Genomic DNA, 14,515 nt, shown 5'->3' with positions numbered 1-14,515 from the left:
GGCATAGGCTCTTCGCCGAGGGGAATGCCTTCATGTCGGACAAGTGAGGGGTGGCGTTTCGTTGAGGCCGTCTGATTGGTCGCCGGTGGGGTTGGACTCGGACCCGACGCCGGGTGACCCGGTGCTGGTGCTCTCGGGTGGGCAGGAGTATCTGGAGGTTGCCAGCTCGATCGACAACGCGGCCTCGGCGATGAGTCGCCTGGATGTCGAGGGCACCGTCTCGCAGGCGGTGGATGCGTTGATGGCGACCAAGGAAGACACCGTCGGCGAGATCCGCAAGGCGCACGGCCGGTACGTCGCCGCGGGTGAGGCCCTGGTCGGGTATGCGTCCGCGCTGGAGCGGGTGCAGTCCGAGACCCTGTTGGCGTTGGACAAGGCGCGGGATGCGCAGGATGCGGCGCAGGCCGCGTCGGGGTCCAAGGACCGGTGGCAGGACCTGGCCGACTCGGCGAAGGACGAGACGGAGAAGGCGGAGTACGAGCAGAAGGCGCGGCAGGCCGACGGCGAGGCGGACCAGGCTGCCGGCGCGATCTCCTCGGCGAAGTCGAGCATCGAGTCCGCGGTCTCGGACCGTAACCGGGCCGCGGAGCATGCGATCGACCGGATCGAGGAGATCACCGGCTCGGATGATCTGAACGACGGGTGGTGGGAGGACTGGGGGTCCAAGCTCGTCGCCGCGATCGCTGACATCGCCGACATGATCTCCACCATCGCGGGGATCCTGGCCGTGATCGTCGCGTTCATCCCGATCGTGGGCACCGCCCTGGCGGGTGTGCTCATCGTCATCGCCGCTGTCGCGGCGATAGTCAGTGCGGTCGCGAACATCACCCTGGCCGCCACCGGCGAACGGTCCTGGGCCGAAGCCGGCCTCGCCATCGCAGGTGCGGCACTCTCGCTCATCGGCCTGGGTGCCGCGGCCAAGGCCGCGACCGGTCTGGCCAAGGGGATCAGCAAGGGTGCCCTGAGGTCGGGCAAGACGTGCAAGTTCGGGTTCGGCAAGTGCTTCGTCGCCGGCACCCTGATCCACACCCCCGACGGGCCGCGTCCGATCGAAGACATCGCCGTCGGCGACAAGGTCTGGGCCCACGACCTGGTCACCGGCCGGGACGAGCTGCAGGTGGTGCAGCAGACGTTCGTCCGCACCACCACCGAGCTGTTCCACCTGACCATCGCGGGCGCCGTCGTCTCCACCACCTCGGAGCACCCGTTCATGGTCTCCGGCCGCGGCTGGATCGACGCCGCGTTCCTCAACGTGGGCGACCTGCTGGTCACCCCGGAGGGCGCCACCGTCCCGGTCGAGGCCATCGAGACCGAGACCCGTGACGGGACAGACGTCGAGACCGTCTACAACTTCCACGTCGAGACCCATCACAACTACTACGTGTACGCGGGTGACACGCTCGTCCTGGTCCACAACGCCGTGCACGCCGCGGACCTGCAGAAGAACCACACCTACAAGATCAACGGCGCCAGCTACAAGGTGGACGGGCTCGGCAGGCCCTCCGGGATCGAGGTCAGGCTCACCAAGAACAACATCGGTGGCTCGACCAACCCGTCGGTCAAGCCGCTGGACTACGACCCGTCCATCCACCAGGCAGGCCACCTGCACGGCGCACAGCTGGGCGGGCCGAACAACCACGCGGCCAACTTCGTGTCTCAGTACAACCGGTCCAACAACCCCTGGCAGAGGGCCATCGAGGGCGAGGTGCGCAAGGTCGTCGAGAGCGGCGAGGACGTACTGTACAAAGTGACGCCGCAGTACGACGGGGCGTCGAACGTCCCGCACTCGATTCACCTCAGCGGTCAGGGGTCGAACGGCTACACCCTCGACTACACCCTGCCCAACACTGACCTTCCCCTGCTCAGTGCTGAGATGAAGGCCGGGAACGTCGTCAAGAACGCAGATGGATTCCTCTTCGGAACGAGGTCATGACGCATGGCAAGCCTGGATGAGCTGATCGACGCCGGAGGACTGGTCCCGCCCGGCGAACCGTTCGACTGGGAGCAGGCCGAGGACGTCCTGCAGCTCCGGATCCCGCAGGACTACCGGGCGCTCGTCGACGCCGGAGGCGCCGGCCTCTGGTTCGACTACATCCGGGTCTACGCACCGGGCGAGCAGTACAGCGACCGGAACCTGCTCGACTCGAACGGCGTGTTCGAGGACCTGCAGATCTTCTGGGACAACGAGTTGTCCACCCCGCCCGACGACCTGCCGGCCGGTGCACGCCTCATCGCCTGGGCCAGCACGGGTACCGGCCCGGTGCTCTACTGGCTGGTCGAGCCGGGCTCATCCACCGACCCGTACCCCATCTACGTCCAGAACGCCGACGGCGACGCGTGGGAACGGTTCGGGATGACAACAACCGACTTCCTGCGCGGGGTGCAGCAGAACACCGTGCGGAGCGCATTCTTCGCCGAGGAGTTCCTCGACCGCGCGCAGACGTTCCGGGCCTACTCCGCCTAGGACAACCTTCCCCTCGGCCGACCACCAGCGCCCGCACGGGCCGCACCCCTCTGCACATATGGAGTGACTAGTCCGTCGAACCGCATTGCAGGTATCGCCCGGCCGGCCGGCGACCATGGGTACCTTCACCAGCATGACAACCAGTGCTCAGCAGCTGATCGAAACGGCACGTCTCACACCGCCGGCCGGCCCGTTCGACTGGGAACAGGTCGAGCAGCGGCTCGAGGCGCCCGTGCCGCAGGACTACCGCAAGCTTCTCGACGCAGGGGGTGGCGGACTCTGGCTGGACTTCTTGAGGCTCTTCGTTCCGGCGCCCGGCCCCGGTCTGAAGCATGTCGATCTCGAGCGGTCGGGGCTGGAGTTCGAACAGCTCCAGGATCTGTTCGAGGACGAGGTCGTGGGACCGCCCGACGATCTCGATCCTGATGCCAGGCTGCTGCCCTGGGCCTCGACCGGCTCGGGGGTCACGCTCTATTGGCAGGTCTCGCCCGACGCGGCGGCCGACTCGTACCCGATCCGGGTCTCGGACCGGAACGGCGACCTGTGGGAGCGGTACGACCTGCTCATCACCGACCTTCTCCTGGGAGTCGTCCAGGGCGAGGTGCGCAGCGATTTGCTCAACGAGTCGTGGATGGACCGCGACGTGCTCTTCAAGCCCTACGCCGACGAGTAGCGCGGGCCGGGGTCGCCGGCAGCCCACCCTCGTGCCCGAACTGCTGCTGTCCTGTGTCGGGCACGAGGGGAGGCATCACGCGTCAGCCACGGTCACGCAGGGCGGCTCAGAAGAAGTTGCGCGGGTCGAACTTCTCGGCAATGTCCGAGAGCGGCTGGCCTGCCTCGGAGACCTGCTCCCCGAGCCCGGACACGGCACCGTCGGCCGAGCCTGCGAGGTCCTCGACGCCCGCAGTGGCCTCGTCGAGAGCGCCCGTGCCGAGTTCGTTGACGGACGACGTGAGCCCTTCGATGTCGACGCCCGACGCGAGCGCCTCGAAGTCGACCCCGAGGTTCGCCGCGTTCTCAAGGAGCGGGCCGGCCACGCTGCTCACCGCGGCACCGGCCGCGACTGCGCCCAGGATGCCCACCGCCCCCACGGCAACTCCCGCCACGGCTCCGCCCGTGCCGACCTTCGCGAGCACCGACCGCATGGAGCCGGGCCGGCGGGCCTCTGTACGTGCCGCCGCCCGGGACAGATCGGCGACCCCGGACGAGCGGGGCTGCTCGTGCGCCGGCAGCTCCGTCTGCATGCGCTTCAGCACCGACTCGCGCTGCGCCGGCGTCAGCCGCGCGAACGACTCGGCGTGGATCTGCTCGATCTGGTGCGGTTCGGCGGTGCGCATGAGGTAGTCGTAACGGGCGATGGCCTGCCGGTCGGCGTCGGTAGACGCCGGCGCGCTCGGCCGACCCTGCGGGGTGGTCCCGTAGCTCGGCGCCTGCGCAGCCTGGTCGCGCCCGCCCACCGCGGCGGCGACGTCCTCCAGGGTGGACCGCCAGGACTTCTGACCCGTCGAGCCGCCCTGCGGCGCGCCCTGCTGTTGCTGCTGTCCCGTCTGGGAGTCGAGCACCTTCTTGGCGAGGCCGATCATGTTGGAGAGCTTGGACATGCGGTCCGTTCCTTCCGTCGGTCTGGCGGACCACCTTTCCAGGCCATCATGAGAAATGTGTGAGAGCACGATGAGAGTTTCACCCAGTGGCCTGGCGCTGGAACTCGGGATCAGTGATCGTGTGGATCACGCGGGACGGCCGAATGACCACCGAGCGACGGAGGCACAGTGCATTCCCATCTCCCTGGACCGGGCCGCCGCACCCCGGTGAGCACCTACCGTCTGCAGCTCGGGCCTGGCCTGACGTTCGCGCAGGCGGAGGAGGCGCTGCCGTACCTCGACGCGCTCGGGGTCACGGACGTCTACCTGTCGCCCGTCCTCCAGGCCGCGCCAGGTTCCACGCACGGGTACGACGTCGTCGACCACACCCGGATCAGCGACGCGATGGGTGGCCGGGAGGGGCTCGAACGGCTCGCTGCCACGGCGCACGGGCGCGGGATGGGCGTCGTCGTCGACGTCGTCCCGAACCACATGGCGGTACCCACGCCTGCCTGGCACAACCGCGCCCTGTGGTCCGTGCTGAAGCACGGGCCTGAGTCCCCGTGCGCGAAGTGGTTCGACGTCGACCTCGCCGAGGGCGAAGGGCTGCTCATGCCTGTGCTGGGCGCGCGGATCGGGAGGGTGCTCGAAGCGGGGGAGCTCGTGCTCGACCGCGCCGTCGTGCCCGGCGACGGCGGCGCCGACGAGGAACAGCCCGTCCTGCGCTACCACGACCACATGTTCCCCGTGCGGCCGGAGACGGAGCACCTGCCGCTTGCGGAGCTGGTGGGCCGCCAGCACTACCGGCTCGCGTACTGGCGCGTGGGGAACGAGGAGCTCAACTACCGCCGCTTCTTCGACGTCGGGACCCTCGCGGGCATCCGCGTGGAGGACCCCGAGGTCTTCGACGCCACGCACGCGCTGCTGCTCGAGCTCTTCGACGCGGGCGTGGTCGACGGCTTCCGGATCGACCACCCCGATGGGCTGGCCGACCCTCGCGGCTACCTGCGGCGGCTGGCGGACGCCACCGGCGGGGCGTGGGTAGTGGCCGAGAAGATCCTCCAAGAGGACGAGGAGCTGCCCGACGACTGGCCCGTCGCCGGGACCACGGGCTACGACACGGCGTGGCGGCTGCACGCCCTGCAGGTCGACGCCGACGGCGCCGCGCCGCTCGCCGGCTTCATGCACGAGGTGACGGGCGAGCACACCACCCTCGACGACGTCGTCGAGGAGGCCAAGCGGCAGATCGTCGAGACCTCCCTGTACGCGGAGATCCACCTCCTGACGACCATGCTCGCGGACATCTGCCGCGAGGACGTCCGGCTCCGTGACCACACGTTCCGGTCCCTGCAGGACTGTGTCGTCGAGCTCGTCGTAGCGTTCGGCCGGTACCGCGCCTACATCGTGCCGGGGGAGGCTGCGCCGCCCGAGGCTGAGCGCCTCGTGCGCGAGACGGCAGACGTGGCCCGGTCCCGGCTGGACCCGGACCGGCACGACACGCTGGACGTCGTCGTCGACCTGGTGCTCGGGCGGGAGGTCGGCTCCGCGGGGCGCCGGGGCGAGGATCGGCGGGCCGAGCTCGTGGTCCGGTTCCCGCAGGTGTGCGGTGCCGTCATGGCCAAGGGCGTGGAGGACACCGCGTTCTACCGGTGGACGCACCTGGTGAGCCTGTGCGAGGTGGGCGGGGCACCGGACCGCTTCGGAGTAGGGCCCGACGAGCTCCACGAGCTGGCGCGGCGGACGGCCGAGTCGTGGCCCGCGACGATGACCGCGGGCTCGACGCACGACACCAAGCGCGGCGAGGACGTGCGCTCGCGCATCGGGGCCGTCGCCGCGCACGCGGACGCCTGGACCGCGCTCGTCCGACGCCTGCGCGATGCCACGGCGGACTCGCGCCCCGCCGACCTCGACGGCCGCACGGAGAACCTGCTGTGGCAGACGCTCGCGGGCACATGGACCGCGGCGGGACCGATCGAGGCCGAACGCCTCACCGCGTACCTGGTCAAGGCAGCGCGCGAGCAGAAGGCGTGGACCACCTGGACCGCGCCCGACCAAGCCCGCGAGGAGGGCTTGGTGCGGTACGCGACCGACCTGCTCGCCCACCCCGAGGTAGTCGCCGGGTTCACCGGCTGGGTCGAGCAGGTCACGCCGACCGTCCGGCGCTCGGTGCTCGCGACCAAGCTGCTCCAGCTCACGGTGCCCGGCGTCGCCGACGTCTACCAGGGCACCGAGGTCACGGGAACCTCGCTGGTCGACCCCGACAACCGGCGACCCGTCGACCTGGGGGCGCTCGCGACGACGCTCGCCGCGCTCGACGCGGGCCGGACGCCGTCGGACCTCGCAGAGGAGAAGCTGGCGGTGACGGCCGCGGCGTTGCGCGTCCGGCGGGCGCATCCCGGCGCGTTCGTCGGCGAGGACGCGGGCTACGAGCCGTTGCCTGTGACCACGGGCCGCGCGGTGGCGTTCGCCCGGCGGGACGCGGCTGGGCCGCGCGTCGCCGTCGTCGCGACCCGGCTGGGCGACACGCCCGGCCTTGCGGAGGCGACCGTCGTGCTGCCCGAGCCGACCCCGGGCGAGGCGTGGCGGTCGGTGCTCACGGGCTCGCCCGCCGACGGCGGCGCCGCGCGCCTCGGCGACCTCCTGGGCGCCTGGCCCGTCGCCCTGCTCGTGGCGGAGCCCGCCGGTCCGGCCTCGCCCGGGGACCAGGCGACAACGGACGGGGCGACCGCGTGACCGCGCCCTTGCGCGTCTGGGCGCCGCGCGCGTCCCGCGTCGACCTCATCCTCCCCGCTCCCGGCACCACGGAGCCCATGGCCGCCGACGACGGCGGCTGGTGGCAGACCCCGCGACCAATGCCGCCCGGCACCGACTACGCGTTCTCGCTCGACGGCGGCCCGCCGCGCCCCGACCCCCGCAGCCCCTGGCAGCCCGCCGGCGTGCACGGCCCGTCGCGCACGTTCGACGCCGCCGCACACCCGTGGACCGACGGCGCCTGGCCCGGCCGCGACGTGCTCGGCGCCGTCGTCTACGAGCTCCACGTCGGGACGTTCACACCCGCGGGCACGCTCGACGCCGCCGCCGGGCGCCTCGACCACCTGGTCGACCTCGGCGTCGACGTCGTCGAGCTCATGCCGCTGGCCGCGTTCGGCGGGCGGCACGGCTGGGGGTACGACGGCGTCGCCCCGTGGGCCGTGCACGAGCCGTACGGCGGGCCGGCCGCGCTGCAGCGCTTCGTGGACGCCGCGCACGCGCACGGGCTCGCCGTCTGCCTGGACGTCGTCGACAACCACCTGGGCCCGTCGGGCAACTACCTCGCCGAGTTCGGGCCCTACTTCACCGACCGGCACCAGACACCCTGGGGCGCGGCCGTGAACCTCGACGGCGAAGGCGCCGCCGAGGTGCGGGCCTTCGTCATCGAGAAGGCGCTGCGGTGGTTCCGCGACTTCCACGTCGACGCGCTGCGCCTCGACGCCGTCCACGCGCTCGCCGACGACTCGCCCCGGCACCTGCTGGCCGAGCTGTCCGACGCCGTCGCGGCGCTCGCCCGCGAGGTCGGGCGGCCGCTCTCGCTCGTCGCCGAGTCCGACGCCAACGACCCCCGCACCGTCACGCCCACCGGCGAGGCGTTCCAGGGCCGCCCCGGGCTCGGCATGACGGCCCAGTGGGCCGACGACGTCCACCACGCCCTGCACGCCCTCCTCACCGGCGAGCGGCAGGGCTACTACGTCGACTTCGGCGCGCCCGAGACGCTCGCCAAGGCCCTCAGCGCAGTCTTCGTGCACGACGGCGGCTGGTCCACCTTCCGCGGCAAGCCCTGGGGTGCGCCTGTGCCGCCCGACCTGGACGGGCGCCGCTTCGTCGTCTGCTCCCAGAACCACGACCAGGTGGGCAACCGGGCGCTCGGCGACCGACCGTCCCGGGTGCTGGCGCCCGGGGCGCTCGCGGTCGGCGCGGCGGTCGTGCTGCTCGGGCCCTTCACGCCCCTGCTGTTCATGGGGGAGGAGTGGGGCGCGACCACGCCGTTCCAGTACTTCTCCGACCACGAGGAGCCGGAGCTCGCCCAGGCGATCTCGCGCGGCCGTGCGAAGGAGTTCGGGGGGCACGGCTGGGCCGAGCTGTACGGGGCCGACGTCGAGGTGCCAGACCCGCAGGCGCGCGAGACGTTCGAGGCGTCCCGGCTCGACTGGGCCGAGCCCGGCTCGGACGGCGGACGCCGGATGCTCGACCTGTACCGGGCGCTGGTCCGGCTCCGGCACACCGAGCCCGCGGTCGCGTCTGGGGAGCGGCGGGCCACGACGGTGCGGGTCGAGGACGGGGCGGTCGTGATGACGCGCGGCGCCGTCGAGGGCGGCGACCGCGTCGACGTGGTGCTGGCGCTGGAGGAGGGGCCGGTCTCGGTGGTGGTCGAGCACGACGGCGAGCCACCGCGGCTCGTGCTCGACTCCGGGGTGGTGCTCGGGACCTATCCGGCGGAGGTGGAGAGCCGGCCCGGCGCGATCATGGTGACGGTGCGGGGTCCGGGCGTCGTCGTGCTGCGGTGAAACGCGCGCTACCGCGCCCCTCAGGCGAAGGCGGTGAACCAGGTGGCCGCGACGCCGCCCAGCAGCACTGCCATCACCGCGAGGCCGAGGCCGCCGACCCCGGCCAGGGTGCCGGCGAACGCCACCGTGGCGAGGACAGCTGCCACCCCGGCCCCGATGGTCAGCACCTTGACACGTCCGGCTCGGACCGTGTGGGCGGAGCCAATGGACATCGCCCACAGGCCCAGCCCAAGAGCAAGGGTCTGGAACATGGGGAGGCCGCCCACCAGGCCCACGGTCAGCACCACGACGCCCGCGCCGGCGAAACCGAGGAAGGCATAGGTCGCCAGCCGCTCCGGACGGCCCACGACATGCCGGTCGCGGCTGAGCAGCAGGACGGTGTTCATCAAGGGCTCGAGGCTCCAGCTGAGCACGACAGACGCGACCACGAGGACGAGCAGCACGGTCGCCCACATCTGGTCGTCGAACGGTCGCAGCAGCCGGGTCAGGATCAGCGGCAGGAAGACCATCCCCACCCGCAGCGCCTTCGGTTGCGCCTCCAGCCACATGCTGTACTGCAGCAGGAGGCCGTAGAGCGGGTTGCGCGACTTGAGCGAGACGGAGAGCCCCTCGCGCGCGCCGGAGTCCGTGGGCGAGAGGCGTAGCGCGGTCCGGTGTGCCTGGACAGCGGGCGCACCGCCACCACGGCGAAGCGCCAGCAGGCCCTGGACGCGGTGCGCGGCGACGTTCTCCGGGTTCAGGCGCAAGGCCTCGTGCACCGCAGCGTCAGCCTCCCGGAACCGCTGCATCTCGTACAGCACCGCGGCCTGCACCGCCGCGGCGTCGGAGTCCTCCGGGTGGAGGGCGCGTGCTCGTGCGACGCTCGCCAGTGCCTCGGCGGGAAGCTTCTGGGCCAGCAGCACGCGGGCCTCCTGGACGTGCAGCCCGGCGAAGTGCGGGGCCAGCGCGAGAGCCCGCCGGACTGCCTCGCGCGCATCGGACAGGCGATCGAGCCCAGCGAGGGACGCGGAGAGAATCGAATAGGCCATCACGTGCTCAGGGGCCGCGCCTACGGCCGCGCGACTGACGTCGTGCGCCTCCTGGTAACGGTCCTGCTCCAGGAGCGCCTGGGCCAGGTAGGCCAGAAGCTGCGGATCACCAGGGGTCGCGGCCAGCGCGGTGCGGAACTGTTTCTCCGCCTCCCGGCCACGGCCGAGGTCGAGCAACGCCCGGCCACGTTGCTCTGCGGCAGCTGCAGTCTCGTTCATCCCCACCCCAGCACACAGGTCATGGCTCGGGTTCGAGCACGAATCAGGCACACCGTAGAGGTCCGGGCACGACCAGTCAAAGTGGCCCGAAACAATCCGGTACCGTTCGGCGAATGACCCATCCGGTGATCGACGCACTGCTCGTCGCGCTGACCGCAGATCCCACCAATCACGCCGTGCGGGCACACGTTGCGAGACTGCTCGCGGAGGCCGGCCGCCCGGAGGAGGCGCTCACCCACGCCACCGCTGTGCTCGCGGCCGTACCGGATCACGTCGAGGCGCTGCGTGCCGCAGCCGGCGCCGCACGGGCGCTCGGTGACGAGACGAAGGCGGCGTCCTACGGCCGCCTCGCTGACGCGCTCGCTCCGGTGGACCCGCCGACCACTCCGGCCGGCGCAGCCGCGACGCCGTCCCCGGTCCCTCTCGCGGACGCACCGCACACGGGTGCGGCTGCCGTCCCGGACACCGCCGACGAGATCCTCGAACAGTGGTCCGGCAGCGAGCCCGTCGCGGAGCCCGCCCTCGGCACCCTCGGACAGGCAGGGGTCACGCTGGCGGACGTCGGTGGCCTCGCGAGCGTGAAGAAGCGCCTCGACCTGTCGTTCCTCACGCCGCTGCGCAACCCGGAGCTGAGCCGGGAGTTCGGCAAGTCCCTGCGTGGCGGGCTCCTGCTCTGGGGCCCACCCGGGTGCGGCAAGACGTTCATCGCCCGCGCGCTGGCGGGGGAGCTCGGTGCGAGCTTCTACGAGATCGGCCTGAGCGACGTCCTCGACATGTGGATCGGCAGCAGCGAACGCAACCTGCGCAGCATCTTCGACACAGCCCGTCGGAACCGGCCGTGTGTCCTGTTCTTCGACGAGATGGACGCGCTGGGCCAGAAGCGGTCGAACCTCCGCGGCGGCGGGTCGGCCATGCGGGGGGTCGTGAACCAGATGCTGTCCGAGCTGGACGGCGCGAGCACGGAGAACGACGGGCTCTTCGTCCTCGGTGCGAGCAACCACCCGTGGGACATCGACTCGGCGCTGCTCCGGCCGGGGCGGTTCGACCGGACCGTCCTGGTCCTGCCGCCGGACGTCGAGGGCCGCGAGGCGATCCTGCGGCTGCACCTGCGCGGCCGTCCTACCGAGCGGCTCGACCTCGCGAAGATCGCGCGGGCGACGGACGGCATGTCGGGCGCCGACCTCGCGCTGGTGTGCGAACAGGCGACGGAGACGGCGATGGAGGAGTCGATGGGGTCCGGCCGCGTAGTGCCGATCACCCAGCGTCACCTGCAGGAGGCGGCGAAGTCGGTACGGCCGAGCATCGGAGAGTGGATGGAGACCGCCAAGAACTACGCGATGTACGGCAACGAGGCCGGCGCGTACGACGAGCTCGCTGCCTACCTGAAGAAGCGCCGCCGGTAACGCAGCAGTCGCGTTGATCGTGTTCCTCGACGTCGACGGGACTCTCTTGCCGCTCGGTCCTGGCGACCGCTCGCAGGCCGTCGACGATCCCCGCGCGTGGCGGGCACAGTCCAACCCGCAGCTGGGCAAGCTGCGCCGGGCACCCAGCTATGACCTGGTCCGGCTCGGCGCCGAGCTCGTGTGGGCCACCACGTGGGGGCAGGACGCGAACGACGTCGTCGCGCCGATCTTGGTGCTGGGGCGGATGCCGGTCGTCGACTTCGAAGAGGACGACGATCTCCCGGTGCCCAGCGTGCCGCGGAAGTTGCGGGCGGCGAGTGTGTTCACGAGAGCTCCAGGCGGTGAGACAACGAGATGGGGTGTCAGCCATGGTTGACACCCCATCGCGTTGTCAACCAATGTTGACGCATCCCCCACGCCAACGTCGGCGCGTCTGGGTCACAGGGTCGGCTCGATCGGGACGATCGTGCCGTCGGTGCGGAAGGTCATCCGGTCGATGGCGACCTCGCGGTTGGTGCCGTTGCCCGCGGGGACGGCGAACCGGTGGTAGGCGACGTACCAGGTGTCGGTGCCGGGTGCCTGCACCACCGAGTGGTGGCCGGTGCCCTTGATCCCGAGGTCGAGGCGTTTGCTGAGCACGACGCCGCGCTTGGTCCACGGGCCGAGCGGTGACGTGCTGGTGGCGTATGCGACCTGGTAGTTCTCGTCCCGCGTGTCGTTCTCGGACCACATGAAGTAGTAGGTGCCCTGGCGCTCGAACACGAACGACGCCTCCCGGAAGCCGCTCGGGGTGATGTTCTTGACCTTGGCCGGGTCGAACGAGGTCATGTCGGCGTTGAGCGGCACGACCCACGCCGTGCCGTTGCCCCAGTAGAGGTAGGACTGGCCGTCCTTGTCGGTGAACACCATTGGGTCGATGGCCTGCCCGGAGTAGGTGCCGGCGCGCACCAGCGGCTTGCCGAGGGCGTCGCGGAACGGGCCCGCGGGGGAGTCGGCCACGGCTACGCCGAGGTGCTTGGCGGTGTCGCCGGACGCTGCGCCGCCGCTGAAGTACATGTAGTACTTCCCGTTCTTCGCGACGACGGCGGGTGCCCACGCCGAGTTGTCGGCCCAGGACACGTCCGGCCCGAGGTCGAGAACGACGCCATGGCTGGTCCAGGTCACGCGGTCGGTCGAGGACCAGGCGGTGTACGACGGCGATGACCAGCTCGCGTAGCCGTCCGTCGTCGGGTACAGGTAGTACCGGCCGTCGAGATAGGTGATGTGCGGGTCGGCGAAGAGGCCGGGAATCACCGGGTTGGTGTTCGTCTTCGGCGCCCACGGGGACCGGAGCTGGAACGAGCTGTCGGCGCGGAAGAGCGCTGTGTCCTGGTACGTGTCGATCCAGAGCGCAGAGTCGCGGTGCCGCAGGCGCCGCTGCGGGAAGTTGTACGACGTGAACGACACCGAGCCCGAGACCGAGCCCGTCTCGGCGCAGAACGTCGCGTCGCCGCGGAACGCGGCCGAGCCGTCATTCGTCTCCAGCCGCACCCGGTAGTCGCGGTGACGCAGGAACTGGCCGTTCACCGCCTGGAACGAGTAGCACGACGGCGACGCGAGACCGGGCACGACCGTGAACGACGCGTCCTGCTTGAGCTGGGCAGAGCTGGAGGACGTCACGGGGTCGATCCGGCCCAGCCAGTCCTGGTGCCGGACGAACCGCCCCGGGTAGTTGACCGACTCGAACGAGGCACGGCCCAGAGCGATCGTGGTGGGGGCCGCCTCTGCCGGCGGCACGAGCGCGGCCGGCACGAGGGTCAGCGCGAGCAGGGCGGCCAGACGGGTTCTTCGGAGTGCTGGGCTTCTCATGGTTCTCTCCCTCGAGGACCTTGCGGATGCGGGCATCAGCGCCCGACGTGCACAAAACGCCCTGATGTTAGCGCTCACACCGCGTGGGGGGAAGGCGACCACCACGGAGGTGCGGGCCGACCTACCCGACGGCGATCAAGGCCTGCATCGAAGCCGGTGGTGATATCGATACGACCGCCGCGATCGTTGGCGGGATCGTGGGCGCATACACCGGGCTCGGTGAGTGGGACGGCGTCGTGGGCGTGCCGTCCGCGTGGCTCAGTCATCGCGAACCCCTTCCCGCCTGGGTACCACCGGAGGCGTTGCGCTTCGGAGGCTGACCGCGGGATTCGTGTGACCGGCTTCGCCCGCCGCAGTCGTAGGCAATGTGCGATTTAGCGACGCTGGCGGGCTGTTTTCGTGCTGGATCTCGATCGAGCCTGGCGAGTGGTCGAGGAGTTTACGCAGACCGGGGATCCGGCCCGCGCAGGAAAGTGGTGCGAGTTGTAGCGCGCCGCTGGGCGGACCTGCTCTGCCCTGCATACGGAGCCAGCGCCTTGACAGAATGCCGATCTTCCAGACGCACTTTTTGGTCGTGGTCTCCTCGGTCAGCCCTGGCGCAAGCAACTTTCGAAGGCCGTCAGCACAGGGCGTCCAGGGCGAGGATCGAGAATCGCGAAGGTGACGTGCTCGAACCTCGGTCGGCCAACGAGAGCTTTGGCGAAGGCGGTCGCGACCTCGGCCGGGTCGTTGCCGAACACTCCGCAGCCCCAGGCGCCGAGGACGAGACGGTGGTTGCCGTGGGCAGCCGCCACGTCGAGCACACGGGCGGCCCTGCGGATCAGCGTGGCCGCGATCTCGCGCGTGGCGGCGGGCTGGCTGCGTGCGATCGCGGACCGGTTCGGAGCTGCCGCCGTCAGGAACGTGACCGCGTAGGGCTCGGCGAGCAGGGCGCCGTCGTCGTCCCGGAACACCGGAACGAGTGGCGAGACGATGACCCTGTCGCTGTAGAGCAAGGAGGCCTCTCGCCGGTGATGCTCGTAGAACTCGGGTACAGCGGTCTGGGTCGCGTACAGCGCCGAGCTGCGTGCCAACGCCTCCTCCTGGGCCTGGGCGCCGTTGAGGAAACCGCCGCCGGGGTTGCGTGCCGAGGCGAAGACCAGGCAGGCCGTGCCTGGGCCGAGGCGTCGCGCTGCTTCCAGGCTCGACTCGTGCCGTACCTCGATCGTGGTGGGCCCGGACCAGGTGGCGCCCCTCGCCAGCCGCGCGTCCGGGAGGATCAGCCGGGTGCTGGTGACCGCGGCGGCGACCTGTTCCGCGATGTCGACGCGTCGCCCGCCCGCGCGGTAGCTGCCTGCTCGGACGGCATCCACGGTCTCGGCTGCCAGGGCACGGAACCGGTCCCTGCTCCTGGTCATCGACGTCATGGCCGCAATGCTGGCCGCTGGCAACG

General features: G+C 71.0%; 12 protein-coding genes. 8 read left to right on the top strand and 4 right to left on the bottom strand.

The features are described from left to right. Positions 1 to 85: 85 nt before the first annotated feature. The 3 genes from IE250_RS03340 (at position 86) to IE250_RS03330 (ending at position 3,137) form a co-directional block, all read left to right on the top strand. A complete protein-coding gene (locus IE250_RS03340) occupies positions 86 to 1,933 on the top strand; it encodes a polymorphic toxin-type HINT domain-containing protein (protein ID WP_189667815.1) in 1,848 nt (615 codons plus the stop codon). Between the two features lie 3 nt (positions 1,934 to 1,936). Then, on the top strand, positions 1,937 to 2,464 hold the full coding sequence (locus tag IE250_RS03335) for an SMI1/KNR4 family protein (protein ID WP_189667814.1): 528 nt from the start codon (positions 1,937 to 1,939) through the stop codon (positions 2,462 to 2,464). Between the two features lie 133 nt (positions 2,465 to 2,597). Continuing rightward, complete coding sequence (locus IE250_RS03330; RefSeq protein ID WP_189667813.1) at positions 2,598 to 3,137, top strand: hypothetical protein; 540 nt, start codon at positions 2,598 to 2,600, stop codon at positions 3,135 to 3,137. A gap of 106 nt (positions 3,138 to 3,243) precedes the next feature. Here the strand turns inward: IE250_RS03330 and IE250_RS03325 are convergent, their stop codons facing one another. Further along, positions 3,244 to 4,065, bottom strand: coding sequence for a cation-transporting ATPase (locus IE250_RS03325; protein ID WP_189667812.1), 822 nt, complete (start codon positions 4,063 to 4,065; stop codon positions 3,244 to 3,246). 168 nt (positions 4,066 to 4,233) lie between these two features. Between IE250_RS03325 and treY the strand changes: the two genes are divergently transcribed. Both treY and treZ read left to right on the top strand, forming a co-directional pair. Then, positions 4,234 to 6,777, top strand: coding sequence for a malto-oligosyltrehalose synthase (treY, locus tag IE250_RS03320; protein ID WP_189667811.1), 2,544 nt, complete (start codon positions 4,234 to 4,236; stop codon positions 6,775 to 6,777). Continuing rightward, a complete protein-coding gene (gene treZ / locus IE250_RS03315) occupies positions 6,774 to 8,585 on the top strand; it encodes a malto-oligosyltrehalose trehalohydrolase (RefSeq protein ID WP_189667810.1) in 1,812 nt (603 codons plus the stop codon). The genes treY and treZ overlap by 4 nt, the downstream gene beginning before the upstream one ends. Positions 8,586 to 8,605: 20 nt before the next feature. Here the strand turns inward: treZ and IE250_RS03310 are convergent, their stop codons facing one another. Further along, a complete protein-coding gene (locus tag IE250_RS03310; RefSeq protein ID WP_189667809.1) occupies positions 8,606 to 9,832 on the bottom strand; it encodes a tetratricopeptide repeat protein in 1,227 nt (408 codons plus the stop codon). 113 nt (positions 9,833 to 9,945) lie between these two features. Between IE250_RS03310 and IE250_RS03305 the strand changes: the two genes are divergently transcribed. Then, positions 9,946 to 11,235 carry an ATP-binding protein gene (locus tag IE250_RS03305; RefSeq protein WP_189667808.1) on the top strand — a complete coding sequence of 430 codons (1,290 nt, stop codon included), beginning with the start codon at positions 9,946 to 9,948 and terminating at the stop codon, positions 11,233 to 11,235. Positions 11,236 to 11,248: 13 nt separating this feature from the next. Then, on the top strand, positions 11,249 to 11,611 hold the full coding sequence (locus IE250_RS03300; RefSeq protein WP_189667807.1) for an HAD domain-containing protein: 363 nt from the start codon (positions 11,249 to 11,251) through the stop codon (positions 11,609 to 11,611). A gap of 62 nt (positions 11,612 to 11,673) precedes the next feature. Here the strand turns inward: IE250_RS03300 and IE250_RS03295 are convergent, their stop codons facing one another. Then, on the bottom strand, positions 11,674 to 13,083 hold the full coding sequence (locus IE250_RS03295; protein WP_229872096.1) for a family 43 glycosylhydrolase: 1,410 nt from the start codon (positions 13,081 to 13,083) through the stop codon (positions 11,674 to 11,676). Between the two features lie 83 nt (positions 13,084 to 13,166). On the opposite strand from IE250_RS03295, the gene IE250_RS24785 reads away from it, so the two are divergent. Beyond that, positions 13,167 to 13,403 (top strand): ADP-ribosylglycohydrolase family protein, encoded by a 237-nt coding sequence (locus IE250_RS24785; protein WP_268247774.1) that lies wholly within the window; start codon positions 13,167 to 13,169, stop codon positions 13,401 to 13,403. A gap of 267 nt (positions 13,404 to 13,670) precedes the next feature. Here IE250_RS24785 and IE250_RS03285 read toward each other — a convergent pair whose 3' ends face one another. Next, positions 13,671 to 14,489, bottom strand: coding sequence for a TIGR02452 family protein (locus IE250_RS03285; RefSeq protein WP_189667806.1), 819 nt, complete (start codon positions 14,487 to 14,489; stop codon positions 13,671 to 13,673). Between the last annotated feature and the right edge of the window lie 26 nt (positions 14,490 to 14,515).

Origin of the sequence: Promicromonospora soli (genome assembly GCF_014653785.1) — a bacterium.
In the GTDB taxonomy this organism is placed as follows: domain Bacteria; phylum Actinomycetota; class Actinomycetes; order Actinomycetales; family Cellulomonadaceae; genus Promicromonospora; species Promicromonospora soli.
This window is presented reverse-complemented; position numbering and strand designations above follow the sequence as displayed.

Excerpts from the sequence above, each read along its gene's own strand:
- IE250_RS03335 (WP_189667814.1), top strand. The coding sequence starts at position 1,937 with ATGGCAAGCCTGGATGAGCTGATCGACGCCGGAGGACTGGTCCCGCCC.
- IE250_RS03330 (WP_189667813.1), top strand. The coding sequence starts at position 2,598 with ATGACAACCAGTGCTCAGCAGCTGATCGAAACGGCACGTCTCACACCG.
- IE250_RS03325 (WP_189667812.1), bottom strand. The coding sequence starts at position 4,065 with ATGTCCAAGCTCTCCAACATGATCGGCCTCGCCAAGAAGGTGCTCGAC.
- IE250_RS03310 (WP_189667809.1), bottom strand. The coding sequence starts at position 9,832 with ATGAACGAGACTGCAGCTGCCGCAGAGCAACGTGGCCGGGCGTTGCTC.
- IE250_RS03305 (WP_189667808.1), top strand. The coding sequence starts at position 9,946 with ATGACCCATCCGGTGATCGACGCACTGCTCGTCGCGCTGACCGCAGAT.
- IE250_RS03295 (WP_229872096.1), bottom strand. The coding sequence starts at position 13,083 with ATGAGAAGCCCAGCACTCCGAAGAACCCGTCTGGCCGCCCTGCTCGCG.
- IE250_RS03285 (WP_189667806.1), bottom strand. The coding sequence starts at position 14,489 with ATGACGTCGATGACCAGGAGCAGGGACCGGTTCCGTGCCCTGGCAGCC.